General features: G+C 36.6%; 14 protein-coding genes and 1 pseudogene. 12 read left to right on the top strand and 3 right to left on the bottom strand.

Translation table 11 applies throughout. From position 1 onward, the window contains the following. The first annotated feature begins 39 nt into the window (after window positions 1-39). The 12 genes and pseudogenes from ACWATA_RS12925 to ACWATA_RS12870 all read left to right on the top strand — a co-directional run bounded on the left by ACWATA_RS12925 (window position 40) and on the right by ACWATA_RS12870 (window position 13,565). On the top strand, window positions 40-2,391 hold the full coding sequence (locus tag ACWATA_RS12925; RefSeq protein WP_473049903.1) for an immune inhibitor A domain-containing protein: 2,352 nt from the start codon (window positions 40-42) through the stop codon (window positions 2,389-2,391). A 221-nt stretch (window positions 2,392-2,612) separates the two neighbouring features. Continuing rightward, a complete protein-coding gene (gene fumC / locus ACWATA_RS12920) occupies window positions 2,613-3,992 on the top strand; it encodes a class II fumarate hydratase (protein WP_473049902.1) in 1,380 nt (459 codons plus the stop codon). A 175-nt stretch (window positions 3,993-4,167) separates the two neighbouring features. Then, the gene (locus ACWATA_RS12915) at window positions 4,168-4,386 is read left to right on the top strand and encodes a hypothetical protein (RefSeq protein ID WP_155010166.1); all 219 of its coding nucleotides are present in this window, start codon (window positions 4,168-4,170) and stop codon (window positions 4,384-4,386) included. 46 nt (window positions 4,387-4,432) lie between these two features. Continuing rightward, the gene (locus tag ACWATA_RS12910) at window positions 4,433-5,329 is read left to right on the top strand and encodes a GH25 family lysozyme (protein WP_028413374.1); all 897 of its coding nucleotides are present in this window, start codon (window positions 4,433-4,435) and stop codon (window positions 5,327-5,329) included. A gap of 61 nt (window positions 5,330-5,390) precedes the next feature. Further along, window positions 5,391-5,657 (top strand): YbyB family protein, encoded by a 267-nt coding sequence (locus ACWATA_RS12905; RefSeq protein ID WP_063248016.1) that lies wholly within the window; start codon window positions 5,391-5,393, stop codon window positions 5,655-5,657. Between the two features lie 136 nt (window positions 5,658-5,793). Continuing rightward, on the top strand, window positions 5,794-7,881 hold the full coding sequence (locus tag ACWATA_RS12900; RefSeq protein WP_473049901.1) for a PAS domain S-box protein: 2,088 nt from the start codon (window positions 5,794-5,796) through the stop codon (window positions 7,879-7,881). Between the two features lie 559 nt (window positions 7,882-8,440). Further along, a complete protein-coding gene (locus tag ACWATA_RS12895) occupies window positions 8,441-8,581 on the top strand; it encodes a YjcZ family sporulation protein (protein WP_028413371.1) in 141 nt (46 codons plus the stop codon). Window positions 8,582-9,187: 606 nt separating this feature from the next. After that, window positions 9,188-10,786 (top strand): annotated as a pseudogene (locus ACWATA_RS12890) (M4 family metallopeptidase); the annotation flags it as partial. Window positions 10,787-11,093: 307 nt separating this feature from the next. Next, entirely contained in the window at window positions 11,094-11,834 is a 741-nt protein-coding gene (locus tag ACWATA_RS12885; RefSeq protein WP_028413369.1) for a metallophosphoesterase family protein, read from the top strand. 276 nt (window positions 11,835-12,110) lie between these two features. Continuing rightward, window positions 12,111-12,779, top strand: a complete 669-nt coding sequence (gene fsa, locus ACWATA_RS12880; protein ID WP_473049900.1) for a fructose-6-phosphate aldolase — start codon at window positions 12,111-12,113, stop codon at window positions 12,777-12,779. 164 nt (window positions 12,780-12,943) lie between these two features. Beyond that, window positions 12,944-13,162, top strand: a complete 219-nt coding sequence (locus tag ACWATA_RS12875; protein WP_028413367.1) for a spore germination protein — start codon at window positions 12,944-12,946, stop codon at window positions 13,160-13,162. 115 nt (window positions 13,163-13,277) lie between these two features. Beyond that, window positions 13,278-13,565 (top strand): hypothetical protein, encoded by a 288-nt coding sequence (locus ACWATA_RS12870; RefSeq protein ID WP_028413366.1) that lies wholly within the window; start codon window positions 13,278-13,280, stop codon window positions 13,563-13,565. Window positions 13,566-13,594: 29 nt separating this feature from the next. On the opposite strand, the gene ACWATA_RS12865 is transcribed toward ACWATA_RS12870, so the two are convergent. The 3 genes from ACWATA_RS12865 to ACWATA_RS12855 all read right to left on the bottom strand — a co-directional run bounded on the left by ACWATA_RS12865 (window position 13,595) and on the right by ACWATA_RS12855 (window position 15,652). Next, on the bottom strand, window positions 13,595-14,266 hold the full coding sequence (locus ACWATA_RS12865) for an NAD(P)H-dependent oxidoreductase (protein ID WP_028413365.1): 672 nt from the start codon (window positions 14,264-14,266) through the stop codon (window positions 13,595-13,597). 299 nt (window positions 14,267-14,565) lie between these two features. Next, the gene (gene sspL, locus ACWATA_RS12860; RefSeq protein ID WP_013057030.1) at window positions 14,566-14,706 is read right to left on the bottom strand and encodes a small, acid-soluble spore protein L; all 141 of its coding nucleotides are present in this window, start codon (window positions 14,704-14,706) and stop codon (window positions 14,566-14,568) included. A gap of 175 nt (window positions 14,707-14,881) precedes the next feature. Next, window positions 14,882-15,652 carry an SDR family NAD(P)-dependent oxidoreductase gene (locus ACWATA_RS12855; RefSeq protein WP_367072043.1) on the bottom strand — a complete coding sequence of 257 codons (771 nt, stop codon included), beginning with the start codon at window positions 15,650-15,652 and terminating at the stop codon, window positions 14,882-14,884. Window positions 15,653-15,702: the final 50 nt, after the last annotated feature.

Here is a 15,702-nt window from a genome sequence, read left to right as displayed (position 1 = left end):
TTGCTAATAGTTTGAAAATTCTAAAATGGAGGGGTTTACTTGAAAAGCTGGAAAAAGATTTTGGGGACATCTTTTCTTGCCACAACTGTTACATTAAGCGGAGTGGGACCAGTACTTATGAATGGAAGTACTGCTTCAGCTAAAACCGCACAATCGGAGGAACTTCCGAGTTCACCAATTGATATGAATACAGTACCGGAAGAAAGATTGGCTAACGCACTGAAAAACCAAGGAGTTATTTCTCAAAGTGCAACACCGCAAGAAGTGAAGAAAGCCGTTACTTCTTACATAAACAAAAAAGATGCACATAAAGAGAGCATGAAAGGACATAAAGCTAGCAAAATTGATTTGAAAGCGAAAGAAATGCAAACAAAACAAAAAGAAAAGTTTCAACGAGGCGAATTTGCTAACATTAAGTCTCAAGGAAACAATTCGGGGAACGGGGTAAACGTTAAACCTGCAGCTCAGGCAAAATATAACGGACAAGTGAGAAAAGATAAAGTTCTTGTACTTTTAGTCGAATACGCAGACTTTAAGCACAATAATGTCGTTCAAGAACCTGGTTACATGTATGCAAAAGACTTTAACCGAAATCACTATCAGCAATTAATGTTTGGAAAGAAAGACTTTACGCTATTCAACGGAAAGAAAATTAAAACGTTTAAACAATATTATGAAGAACAGTCTGGAGGTAGTTACACAGTAGATGGAACGGTTTCTGACTGGTTAACCGTACCTGGAAACGCAAAAGAATACGGAGCAGACAATCCAGCGGGAGGAAACGATAATGCGCCTGGATCTAAAGGGCCTCGTAACCTTGTAAAAGAAGCGCTTGCTGCAGCAGCAAAAAGCGGCATTAACCTTTCAGATTATGATCAGTTCGATCAATATGATATCGATGGAGATGGCAACCGCAATGAGCCTGACGGCATAGTGGATCACTTAATGGTCATTCATGCTGGAACTGGGCAAGAAGCAGGTGGAGGTAAACTAGGCAACGATGCTATCTGGTCTCACCGCTCTACTTTGGGACAAGTATATAAAGTTCCTGGAACAAACATGGCTGCTTATGATTATACAATCGAACCAGAAGACGGAGCAGTTGGAGTTTTTGCTCATGAATTTGGCCATGATTTAGGTTTGCCGGATGAGTATGATACACAGTATACGGGTCAAGGTGAGCCGGTAGGCGTTTGGTCAATTATGAGCGGAGGGAGCTGGGCTGGTGAAGTAGCTGGAACAGAACCGACAAGTTTCTCCCCGCAAAATAAAGAGTTTTTCCAAGCAAATATGGGTGGAAACTGGGCAAATATTCAACAAATTGACAGCAAAAACATTACAAAATCGGGCTCTGTGAGCGTGGTTGATCAAAGTGTCACAAAATCTAAACGACCAGGTATTGTAAAGATTAATTTACCTAAAAAAGCTGTTCAAGGGATTAAGCCTGAGTTTGGAAGCAACTATTATTACAGTAAACGCGGAGACGATCTGCATACGACGATGACAACGCCAGAGTTTGATTTAACAACGGCCAACACAGCTAAATTCAATTACAAAGCGTTCTATGAATTAGAGGCAGAATACGATTACTTATATGTAAATGCGATTCTTCCTGACGGTTCAAAAGTTCTGTTAGATACAATTGGTGATAAAGCGAATAATGCAGATGGTTCTGCTGAAACATCTAACGGAAAATGGGAAGATAAAAGTTATGACTTAACGCAGTTTAAAGGTAAAAAAATCAAGCTTCAATTTGAATACGTCACGGACGGCGGACTTGCTCTTCAAGGATTCGCTCTTGATAATGCTAGTTTAGTAGTAGATGGAAAAACGGTATTCACGGACGATGCTGAAGGAGCTCCAAAAGTAACGTTAGATGGATTTGAAAAGACAAACGGCATCAGCTATAAAGATAACTATTATTACCTTGAGTGGAGAAACTATGCAGGCAGTGATAAAGCACTTCAATTCGCGCGCGGTGCAAAATATAATACAGGCATGCTGCTTTGGTACGCAGATGAAAGCTATCTTGATAACTGGGTAGGACAACATCCGGGTGAAGGATTCCTTGGTGTAGTTGATTCACATGCTCATAAAGTTCTTTACTTTAATGTGAATGGTATTAGCACTACAGCAAATTCAAGCCGATATCAAATTGCAGACGCGGCGTTCTCATTTGATAAATCACCTGCTTGGTCATATTCTCATAAAACGTGGGGAACGATTTCATCTAAAGAATCAAATGGTGTTACAAGCTTTAACGATAAAAAATCGTATTTAGATGAAAGAATTAAAGATGCAGGCCGCTTGCTTCCTCAAAACGGATTAAAATTAGACGTAATTGGTGAAGCAAAAGACAATTCAGCTGGTGCTGTATGGATTCATAAGTAAAATTGGACTTATTAAAAAGATCTGAAGAGCGTATTCTTCGGATCTTTTTTTGTATCATAAAATCAAAATAAACTATGAGCTAAATAATCAAATAAGTTAAGCCCGTTTAAAAAATAGAAAAAAGGGAATTTTCAACAGTGAATAATTGTTATTATGTCATGAAATTCATCCATATAATCAATACTAATAGGTAAAGAAAATATTGAAAAGGAGTTCTAACTATGAGCTATCGTATCGAAAGAGATTCAATTGGAGAAATCAAAGTGGCAGAAGATAAACTATGGGGAGCGCAAACGCAAAGAAGTAAAGAAAACTTTCCAATAGGGATTGAAAAAATGCCGATTGAAGTAATACGCGCTTTTGCGGTTCTGAAGAAAAGTGCGGCTATTAGCAATCATAAACTAGGCAAACTATCAGCAGGGAAATCGGAAGCCATCGTGCAAGCTGCTAACGAAATTATTGAAGGGAAATGGAATGAACATTTTCCTTTAGTAGTATGGCAGACAGGAAGCGGAACGCAATCAAACATGAATGTAAATGAAGTGATTTCCCACCGGGGAAACCAGCTAATAAACGGCGACGAAACGCTCCATCCAAATGATGATGTTAATATGTCACAAAGCTCTAACGATACTTTCCCTACAGCTCTTCATATTGCAGCTGTACTAGAAGTCGAAGATCAATTATTACCTGCTCTAAAAACATTAAAAGAAACGTTTGCTGCGAAGCAAGAGCAGTTTAAAGATATTATTAAAATAGGAAGAACCCATTTACAAGATGCTACACCGCTAACACTAGGACAAGAAATTAGCGGATGGCATCATATGCTCGAAAAAAATGAAGAAATGATTAAACAAAGCGTAGAGTATATGAAGGAGCTAGCTATTGGCGGTACAGCTGTTGGGACGGGGATAAATGCACATCCTGACTTCGGCGATGAAGTAGCGAAAGAAATCAGCAGCACGCTTGCAAAAACATTTATCTCAGCACCTAATAAATTTCATGCATTAACAAGTCACGATCAAGTGGTTTATGCCCATGGTGCACTCAAAGCCTTAGCAGCTGACTTAATGAAAATCGCCAATGACGTAAGCTGGCTGGCAAGCGGTCCTCGGAGCGGATTAGGTGAAATCACGATTCCTGCTAACGAACCAGGAAGTTCTATTATGCCTGGAAAAGTAAATCCAACTCAAAGTGAAGCTCTAACAATGGTTTCTGCACAAGTGTTAGGGAATGACGTGACGATTGGAATTGCGGCTAGTCAAGGAAACTTTGAATTAAATGTATTTAAGCCGGTTATTATTTATAATTTTTTACAATCAGTCAGACTGCTGACAGATTCCATGCAGGCTTTTAACGATAAATGCGCAGTAGGAATTGAACCCAACAAAGAGAAAATCCAGCATAATCTAGAAAATTCTCTTATGCTTGTAACAGCGTTAAATCCGCACATAGGGTATGAAAATGCGGCTAAAATCGCCAAGCTCGCTCATCAAGAAGGAACGACATTAAAAGAAGCAGCGGTAAAAACAGGCCTTCTGACAGAAGAACAATTTGAGCAATGGGTAAATCCAGCTAATATGATTCATCCATCAAAATAAAACAAGAAGCCAAGCATTCTGAGCTGCTTGGCTTCTTGTTTTATAATAAAATGAACATTGTTCTAAATAAACATATAAAAAGAGAAAGCGAATTAAAAGAAATTTTACACTACCTTGTACTAGATTCAAGTACATACGATTAGGGTATTTACATCTTTATAAAGGAGGGATTCAAGTGACGTACGAAGTGAAGTTTTATTTTGGAAATGAAAAATCAATCAGTACATTGGTTGAATCAGAAAATGTAAAAGAGCTTGAGGAATCTATTATTCATACGCAAGGATGGTATCGTTATTATGACAAAAAACACGAAGCTTATTTAGCTATTCAAATGAGCAACGTTTTACACATCGTTATAAAACAATATCAAGATCCGGAAAAACAGGGGTTTTAAAATATTCGTCGTATACATAAGGAAGCTAGCAAAAGAGGTGAAAACTATGCAAAGTCGACATTCAAATAATCCTATTATTCTCGATGTTTCTCATCATCAAGGAATCATTAATTGGAAAGAAATAAAAAACACCTCAGTGAAAGGGGTGTATATAAAGTTAACAGAAGGCGGAACTTTTGTAGATCCTAGATCTTATGAAAATTATATAGGTGCTAAAAATGCGGGCTTGAGAGTAGGATTTTATCATTATGCTCACTGTACAAATAGCCCGGAGAAAGAAGCTGCTTTTTTTATTGCTCAGCTTGGACAAATGAAACTAGACCTTCCGCCGTGTTTGGATCTAGAAGAAGACAAGAAAAAATCCAAAGAATTTGTTTCTCGCTTTGCCGTAAGCTGGCTCGAGCATGTTCACAAAACAACAGGGATTAAGCCTATCGTATATACTAATTATCATTTTGCTAAAACTTTTTTTACAACTGAAATAAGTAAGTATCCTTTGTGGGTAGCAAGATATAGTGCAAACAACAGACAAGGCGGTATGCAGCACCCTGGTGAGCTAAGTCAATGGCAGCGGTGGGCAATGTTTCAGTATACGGATTCTGGCAGAGTAAAAGGAATTTCTACAAATGTGGATATAAATGAAATGGACTGCTCATTTTTTAAAAAAGTCACAACAAATCTCTCTATGACGAATAATACAAAAGGACCATTTGTCTATTCCAAAGGTGATAGAGGGTTAGGAGTCAAACAAATTCAGCAAAACTTACTTACGCTAGGTTTTTCTCTTCCGAAGTTTGGAGCAGACGGTTTCTATGGAGATGAATTAATCGCTGCAGTGAAAAAATTCCAGAATCAGTATGGCCTTTTTTCAGATGGAATAGCAGGAGCGGACACGCTGCAGCGTCTTATTAAAGAAGTGAATAATCTGAATAATCTGGTTTGAGAGAGTACCTGAGAGGGAAAAGTTATTGTAAGATTCAAAAAGGTACAAGGAAGGAGTTATTATGAGAAAACGAAAACAAAAAGCATTGATATCAGGTATTACGCTATCAACGGTAGGAGTCGGCATTACGTCTTATCTATTAAGCGATGCTGCGAAACGCCGAAAAGTAAAAGGACTTGTTCGAAGTGCCAAAGTAAAACTTTCAAATTTATCTAAAAAACAGCAGGTAAATGCTAGCCTAAATAAAGATGCGCATTCAGATCCTACGTACGTTTCTGAAAGCAATATGATTTCAGAAGGACCTATGTATCAAGATCAGCATAGATAATAAAAAAACTAGTCTTGCCTCGGGCGAGACTAGTTTTTTTTATCAATTTTATAAATAGCAGCGCTTATTCATGTTACACTCTCTATATAAGGGAATTATTTCACGCATATTTACAAGTAAAGGAGGAATAGAAGGAGTGATTAGTAGCGGATTATTTGTTAACTTATGTATTTTTTCGTTTTTTGTCAGTATTATGATTGCGATACGAATATTTTTGCTGCAGCGTCTAGCCCATAAATACAAATGGATGAGTGGTATTTATGCAAGTATTGTTTCTGCTATTCTTATAATATATAGCGTTACGTATCAACAGATTACATATGATTTACGTTTTCTTCCTCTTATTTTGACCGTTCTATACTTTGGTTATAGAGCCGGTGCAGTTGCAGGTATCACTATGGCTGTGTGCAGTATCTATTTAGAAAGTCATTGGTTACTGACTATCTTAATTTTAATCTTTACCTTTTTATTTTCCCTTCCTCTTATTCGATATAGAAAGCAGTTTTCTTTATTAAAACAATCTCTTCTTTGTTTTTTTATTCATTTTATCGTTCATGTCTTACTGACGAATTACTTCTGGAATACACCTATTCAGTCGCCGTTTTATAGCGAAATAGAATATTTAGTGTTCGGAATTCTCGGACTGGGAGTAGCTGTAGCGACGATAGAATTTTATCGTAAATTTTACGCTGTAGCAGAAGAAGCTGCTTATGCTGGATCAGATTCATGTAAGGATGAAGAAGATTCTTTTTTTGTCAGAATAATGAAAAAAGAACTGGAATATACGAAAGAACAGCTGGAGTCTTTTATTAATCATCACATGGATGCGGTGATCATAACTGATTTAGAAGGGCGGATCTTGCGAGTTAATGAAGCCTACGAAAAAGTATATGGCTGGAAAGCCCACGAAGTAGTTGGGAAAACATATTACGAAATAGCAGGGGCTTTTAGTGAGGACGTACATGAGAATATAAAAAAGACGGTTGCTGAAAAAGAGGCAATCAATCGAGTAGAAGTTGTAAGAGCTCGTAAAGACGGAAGTTTAGTAGATCTTCGCATCACTATTTCGCCAATTTTTAATGGGAAAGATGAGTTAATAGGTTTGTCTGGAGTATGTGTGGATATATCTGAGGCTAAAAAAGCGAGAAAAGAGCTTGACTTGCTGCATCGTAAGCTTAAGGAAAGTGAGTTGAAATATCGAACGTTATTTGAATATGCAAACGACGCAATTTATTTACTTGAAATAGGTTCTAATCATTTTCCTTCTCGTTTTATCGAAGTAAATGAAGCTGGATGTAAGCGCTTTGGATATACGAGAGAAGAGCTTTTATCCATGCCATGCCAAGATATTATACCTAGAGATTCTGACATTGTTCGAAAAACGGTTGAAGAAATTCGCCAAGGAAATCTTTCTTTCACGCTGCAATCACAGTTTACATTTAAGTCTGGAGAAGTAAAAAAACTAGAATATAGTGGGAAATTGTTCAATATAGAAAACAAAAAAGTGCTTCTTATTGTTTCAAGAGACAGGACAGAATACCTAGAAACAGAAGAGCTGTTGCAGAAATCTGAGAAATTAGCAGCGGTCGGTCAGCTTGCTACAGCTATTGCTCATGAAATTAGAAATCCTTTAACGGCCATCAAAGGGTTTATGCAGCTATTAACTGAAAAAGCGAGTAAAGAAGAGTTAACCTATATGAACATTATATCCTCTGAAATTGAGCGTATTGAAATGATTACAGATGAATTCATGTCTGTGGCAAAACCACAGGCTGTAACATTTCAGTCGATTGATTTGCAGCTGTTAATTCAACAAGTGATTTTATTGCTGCAGCCTCAAGCAACCATGAAAAACATTTTTATTGAACTTCACTCATATGGAGAATTGCCTCTTGTATATTGTGAAAGCAATCAAATGAAACAGGTGTTTATAAATATTCTTAAAAATGCGATTGAAGCAATGCCTTCCGGAGGCGAAATTAAAGTTGAGCTGAGACAAAAAGACGACAATCACCTTCATATTCAAATTATTGATGAAGGTGTAGGAATTTCAAAAGATCGCATTAAACATTTAGGTGAACCATTTTACAGTATTAAAGAAGACGGTATTGGGTTAGGGTTAATGATCTGCTTTAATATTATCCAGCAGCATAAAGGAACTCTTAGTATTGAAAGTGAAGTAAACAAAGGGACGAATGTGGAAATTTGTTTACCGTTAAAATAAAAGGTAATCAGTTAAAGGCAGAAGAAATTTTGCAACAAGTTGTTTAGTAAAGTTATAATATTCTATGTTGGAGTAAAATAAGCAAAGGAGTGGTTACGATTAAACAGAAAAAGTGGATTAACATATTTCGTATTCTGTATATTATTTTTGCTATTATTGCAATTGGAGCATCTTTTGGAGACTATTCTTTCGGGCTTAATAATCCCCGCATAGTCAGTTTAACGGCTCTCGTTTTGGCGGTTATTTGTATTGTTCCGTATTACATACTTCGCTTTAAAGAACAAGCTTCTAAAAGTAAATAAGTTAATAGTTGTTATCTTAAAAGAGGCTGTGACAAAAGCAGTTTAGTTGAAGGGAAATCCGAACGATTTATCGTTCGGATTTTTTTGTTATGGCGAACATGGGTTTAATCTAGCTGGTTGCTTCTAGCGGTTGATTGGAGTGATTTCATTATGTCTCAATCTCTTTTTTATCGTTATAAAAGGGCGATAAATGGGCGAGCATTTTTTCTAGCCTGTACATATGCTATAGAGTAAACAGGCTACGGAGGTGAAGTGAAATGGGATTTTGTAACTGGGGTTACGGCGGTGGTTATGGCTACGGCGGTTACGGCGGCTACGGTAATTACGGTGGCGGTTTTGCATTAATCGTTGTACTATTTGTTTTATTAGTTATCGTTGGTTGTGTATGCTTGAAATAAACAGAAAAAGCACGGATTTACAAAGATTTTAGTAGATTCGTGCTTTTTTACGTTCATAAGAAGTACAGTACTATAATAAAATAATGTTGTGCACGTACATAAAAAACATATAAAAAATTTAATTAATAGATTAAAAAAATAAAAAAATGAAGAGGAAGAGTATATTTAAGCCGAAAAAATGGTCTGAAATTTATAATTTTCCTTATAAGTAATTTTTGTAAAATGCTTCATAGAGCTGACAGTAAGAACGAATAACGCTACCTATCCTACTAGTTTTTATCAGCTGACTAGAAGAATTATTTTACTTGTATGAAAATCAACATAAATGATTTTCATATAGTTTAAATAGGTAAAAAAGACTTATTGCAGAGGACTTATTTTTAATTTTCATAATAATAGGAATATTAAAATAATATATAGACGTAGTAATTTTTAGTTGCTATAATGTTGCTAATTATCGCAATTAACAGAAAGATTGAGGTAATTAAATTTACTAGGGATAGGGAGAAAAAAACTATGAAAAAGAAAAAACAGGCTTTAAAGGTATTATTATCAGTTGGTATTCTTTCTTCATCATTTGCTTTTGCACATACGAGCAGTGCTGCGCCAAACAATGTACTTTCAACTGAAAAGTATAACAAAGAAATTAAATCTCCTGAGTTTATTTCCGGAAAGCTCTCGGGCCCGTCATCGCAGAAGGCTCAAGACGTCGTATTTCACTATATGAATACAAATAAAGACAAATATAAATTAGGAAACGAAAATGCTCAAAACTCATTTAAAGTGACAGAAGTGGTGAAAGATCCTATTGAACAAGCAACCGTGGTACGCTTGCAGCAAGTATATAATAATATTCCCGTTTGGGGATCTACTCAATTAGCACACGTAGCGAAAGATGGAACCTTAAAAGTTGTATCAGGTACAGTAGCTCCTGATTTAGATAAAAAGGAAAAGCTAAAAGGCCAAAAGCAACTTGACAGCAAAAAGGCGATTCAAGTAGCTGAAAAAGACTTAGGCTTTAAGCCGACGTATGAAAAATCTCCTTCATCTGAACTGTATATTTATCAAAATGGTTCAGACACTACATATGCTTATGTAGTAAATTTAAATTTCTTAAATCCTGAACCAGGCAACTATTATTACTTTGTTGATGCTACTAGCGGTAAAGTACTGGATAAGTACAATACAATTGATTCCGTAGCTGGTCCAAAAGCCGACGTGAAGCAAGTGGCAAAGCCGGCAGCGAAACCTGTAACAGGCACAAATGTTATTGGCTCAGGTAAAGGAGTTCTTGGAGATACTAAATCCTTAAAGACAACGTTATCTAGTTCTACTTACTACTTACAAGATAATACAAGAGGCGCTACAATCTATACGTACGATGCAAAAAATCGCACATCTCTTCCGGGTACGCTATGGGCCGATACCGATAATACGTACAATGCAACTCGCGATGCAGCTGCAGTAGATGCTCACTATTATGCAGGCGTGACATATGATTATTATAAAAACAAATTTAACCGCAACTCCTATGACAATGCAGGATCTCCGCTAAAATCGACTGTTCATTATAGCAGCGGCTACAACAATGCGTTTTGGAATGGCTCTCAAATGGTATATGGAGATGGAGATGGAACTACTTTTGTTCCGCTATCAGGAGGATTAGATGTTATCGGACATGAATTGACGCATGCGGTGACAGAAAGAAGTTCTAATTTAATCTATCAATATGAATCAGGTGCATTAAACGAAGCGATTTCCGATATTTTCGGAACGTTGGTAGAATACTATGACAACCGAAATCCAGATTGGGAAATTGGAGAGGATATTTATACGCCTGGAACAAGCGGCGATGCACTTCGTTCAATGAGCAACCCAGCGAAATATGGAGATCCGGATCATTATTCAAAGCGCTATACAGGTTCTAGTGACAACGGCGGGGTTCATACAAATAGCGGTATTATCAACAAAGCTGCCTACTTGCTAGCTAACGGAGGAACTCATTACGGAGTTACTGTAACAGGCATCGGCGGAGATAAGCTAGGAAAAATTTATTACCGTGCCAATACGCTATACTTCACTCAGTCTACAACGTTCAGCCAAGCGCGTGCAGGTTTAGTACAAGCTGCTGCTGATCTATACGGTTCAGGCTCTCAAGAAGTAATTTCAGTAGGCAAGTCATTTGACGCAGTTGGTGTTCAATAAGCTATAAACCAAAAGTCGCAAGATAAATGAGGTATCTGGCGACTCTCTATACTACCTAACTACCAATAAAGGAGTACTCGTATAAATATATTACAGTACTCCTTTATTTTATGTTAATAAATAAGGAAGATAGATTTCTTTCCAATCCATAAAAATCCACTTCTTATTCCTCCCTTTTATCTCCATTCGAATTATACCGTTGTTTGTTAAATGAAGAGGACCCGTTTTAGTAAACGGTCTTATCATAAAATGTTATAATAAAGAAAAGGCTTGAATACATACATATGAAAAAGGAGTGGAGGAATCAATGGACAAAATTGCTGTTATTTCAGATATCCACGGAAATCTCCCTGCATTAGAAGCAGTTTTAGCTGACATACAACAACGAGATATCCATCGCATCATTTGTCTAGGTGATTTAGTAGGAAAAGGCCCGGATTCAAGTAAAGCAATTGATATCATAAAAGAAAAGTGCGAAGTAACAGTAATGGGAAACTGGGATGATTTCATTACAAAGCCTGCGGAATTTGAAGCGTTAAAATGGCATCAAGAGAAGTTAAGTTCAAACCAAGAAGCATACTTAAAGGAACTTCCTTTTTCTGTTGAGTTTATGATGAGCGGGAAATTAATTAGAATGTTTCACGCTTCACCTAGAAGTCTTTATGACCGAATTCAACCCTGGGATTCACTTGAAAAGCGCCTTAGTCTATTTGCTAATACGGAATATACGGAAAATATAAAAGGATCAAGAGAACCGGATGTCATCTGTTACGGAGATGTACATAATGCATTTATTCAACATATTAAAGGGAAAACGCTGTGTAATGTAGGAAGTGTAGGAAACCCGCTTGATTTACCACAAGCTTCCTATCTTATCTTAGAAGGAAAGGATCAAGGCGAAAGTCCTTCAGCATTTTCTATTCAATTTGTGCGTATTCCATACGATATTGAAAAAGCAATCGAATTGGCGAGAGCTGTAGAGATGCCGGACTTTGAACCCTACGTTCAAGAATTAAAAACAGCTCGCTATAGAGGACTAAAAAATTAAGAGTAGAATGTATCTTAACCTTCAGCATAAATGCTGGAGGTTTTTTAGTTGAGTAAATGAGAGGTTTTTCAACATCATTAGTATGATACATACAAATAGAAGTTATTCAGGTGAGTTTAAAGAAGGGAAAACTTGGAGAAAAACATACAGCATTTGAAAGGAAATAAATTTTATTTTATGAAGACAATATGAAGAGGGCAATTCCATTTGAACATAAAGTTATGCAAAAATGCCCCTGAAAAGCTGGTTTTAACATAACGAGTGGAGGAATACATGATGAAATTTTTTATTGATACAGCTAACCTGGAAGATGTTAAAAAAGCATATAAAATCGGGGTATTATCAGGTGTTACCACAAACCCTTCGCTAGTAGCTAAAGAAGGCGTAAAGTTTGAAGATCGCATCGAAGAAATTTTAAAAACCGTCCCGGAAGTAGAATCCGTTTCAGCAGAAGTCACACCCGACACAGTAACAGCAGAAGACATGATTGCGCAAGCAGAAAAGCTTATAAAAATTAACGGAGGAGACAAAAATATAACAATTAAACTTCCTATGACCATTGCTGGATTGGAAGCAACCCGTTATCTAGCTAAAAAAGGCGTGAAAACAAACGTAACGTTAATTTTTACAGTGAATCAAGCGCTTCTAGCAGCCCGTGCTGGTGCGACATACGTATCGCCATTTTTAGGACGCTTAGATGATATTTCAGAAGACGGTGTGTATCTGGTATCTCGAATTGCCGAGCTATTTCGAATTCAACACATTGACTCACAAATTATAGCAGCGTCAGTCAGACACCCAGATCACGTCACACGAGTAGCTCTTGCTGGGGCTCATATTGCGACCATTCCGTATGCTGTAATTGAACAATTAGTAAAACACCCGTTAACAGAACAAGGAATTGAAAAGTTTGCATCAGACTGGGAAAAAGCTGTGAAAAGTTAAATTCACTTAAGGAGAAGACATCATTTGAGTGTCTTCTCTATTTAAAGGGTATACGAAGATTCTTTTTTTCTATTTTGCAGCAAACAACTTATCATTAATAGGCGAACATCCTATACATATATACAGAGATGACATACGTTAATAGAAACGAAAGAGGTGGTAAAATGGGATGTATTATTAACATTGAGAATATCGTGACTAACGGGTTAAAAGACAATTCAAATGTAAGCGTAGGCTGTGTTGTACAAAATAGTCACACGGCCAATACAAAATCGGTAGGAGCTTGTTTTTCGTTTGGAAATGGCTCTCCTGCTATTGCCTCTATGACAAACAGTAATATCGACTTTTGCAAAGATGAAGAAAATAAAGAGCAACAATCTTAAAAACAATTCCAGAAAGAGTATTTCTGGAATTGTTTTTTGGTAAGTGATAGAGTTTTGTTAACGAGATATTTTATGCTCCAAAAGGAAAATATTCATAAAGAAGGGGAGCTGTGCTATGAGCATTATTTCTATGATTCCTTATACATACGTTGAAAGAAAAATAAAACGAACAAAAAAAGTGACGATTCAGCATTCAAAAGACATGTGCTTATATACTGATAATATTGAAACAGAGAATGAGTCCTTTCACATTAACAGCGTATTTGACATCTCTTACAAATGCGTTTCAAAAGAAAGCGGCTTTTTATACTTACATACAAATCAAGGAATGTTCGCTTATACCATACACACCGATCCTGGTGATTTTATAGCAGCATATAAAGATATAAAAAAGAAGAGGTGAGCAACGTCACCTCTTCTTTTTTTGGTTTATTATTTGATCCACTGTACAACTTGATCCATACTTCTTCTTGTTTTTTCGCGTTTAGGTTCGTGAATACGGTAGCCGAACGCAACCATAACAGAAACATCAAACTTGCCGTCTTCTAGTAATCCTTCTTCTTTTAGAATTTCATGTACTTGGTCATAGTTAAACCCTTCAATTGGGCAAGAATCAATGCCAATTTGAGCAGCTGATGTCATCATATTAGCTAGTGCAATATAAGATTGTTTGCTGGCCCAATCAAATAGTGCTCGCTTGCTTTCGAACAAGTGAAAATCATTTTCTTGGAACTCTTTGTAGCGAGGCATTAATGTCTCTAATACATCCTCCGGCATTTCTTTTACGTTTTTCTGAAGATTTAACACATATTCAGAGTCATATCTTGCGTCTGTACGAGAAAGAATAATAACAAAATGACTTGCTGTAGGAATTTGGCCTTGTGCTCCCCAAGAAACAGCTTTTAATTTTTCTTTTAAATCTTCATTTTCAACGACTAAAAATTTCCACGGCTCGTAACCTACTGAGCTTGGAGATAAACGCCCCGTTTCTAAAATGAATTGGAAATCTTCATCGGAAATTTTCTTCGCTGGATCAAACTCTTTTGTAGCATGACGAAAGTTAAATGCGTCTAAAATTTCTTGTTTCTTATCTGTATTGTTCATGTGTAAACAACCTTTCTGTAAAAATATTTAATGATGAACTGTTCAGAGTAATCTATACCCTGTATAGCTTACAACTAACAGTCAGTTAACATACAATTTGTCGTAAAATCCGTTTGCAGATTTATCATAAATCATATAATTCATCCTAACAAGTACGCACATTTTTGTTGTATAGTATACTTTTTTATACTATTGATACAGTTTTATAAGAAGCAGAAAGAAGTAAACGACCTGGGGAGTGTATGTAGGAAAGCAGTTAAGAGGGGGAGAAAGGAGAAGAGGAACCTTCTCCTTTTTAGTTAAATTTTTGTATTTGATTTTTTCGCTTTGTTTTCAAGTTCACTTTTCGGTTCTGTTGAAAATTCAACATCTTTTCCGTGCCCTTGAGGGTTAACACCAGGAGCTACTTGACCTCGGTTAGCAGATTTTTTTGTACCCATTTTCGTCACCTCCGTTCGGTTAGTATGTGCAAAAAAGTGAAACAAAAATCAGGAAATAAAGAGTGCAAGTATAAGTCGAGTTTGAACACGACTATCTTTAAGCATTTTCATCACATAAACAAGATACCCATTCAAGAGTCCATAAAAAAACACCCCTAAAAGGGTGCTTTTCTGTTTAAGAATCTGAACTTGTCGCTCTGTCTGCATATGGATAGATAGGATCTTTTAATTGAAATTCGTAAGTCAAGCCATCTACAAGTCCTACCGTTTTATTGCTATCATAAAGGTCCAGCATAAAAGCAGCCATTTCTTTTGACGTATGAAACTTAGGTACTCGTCCTTCGTATTCAAAATCACTCATATCCATCGAACGCTGTGCAAATTCTGTTTCAGTAGCCGCTGGAGCTAGAACTTTAGCCTGCATTTTTGATCCTCTTCCTTTCAATTCTTGAGAAAGACCTTCTGTAAATGCACTTACATAGAATTTTGTTGCGCAATAAGTGACTGCATCAGCAACAATGGTGTAGCCGCCTCCAGAAGAGACATTAATAAGCTGTGTACCTTCAACATTTTCATAATCTCTTACAAATAGAGAAGAAAGAATGGTTAAGGCTTCGATATTTAAGTGAAGCATTGTTTCAATTTTAGTTAATTTTTGTTCACCGACAGAAGCAAAGTTTCCAAATCCAGCATTGTTAATCCATGTTTCTAACTCATATTCTTTAAGCGACTCATAAAACGTGTGAGCATTTTCTGCCACGGATAAATCAACCGACTGGATAATAACATTTACATCTTGGTTCAGTTTTTCAATCTTTTCTTTTAACTCATCCAGCTTGTCCTCTCTACGTGCAGCTAATATAAGGTTTTTTCCGCGCGCTGCGAAAGCTAAAGCTGTTTCATATCCAATTCCCGAACTTGCGCCAGTGATTACTGTATATTTCATGTTAATTCCTCCATTTGCGATGTTTTCGAATTGATTATAATTGTTAAAGT

This window comes from Priestia sp. USM5 (assembly GCF_058323215.1).
The sequence above is the reverse complement of the archived record's forward strand: the minus strand, read 5'-3'. Positions and strand labels throughout refer to the sequence as shown.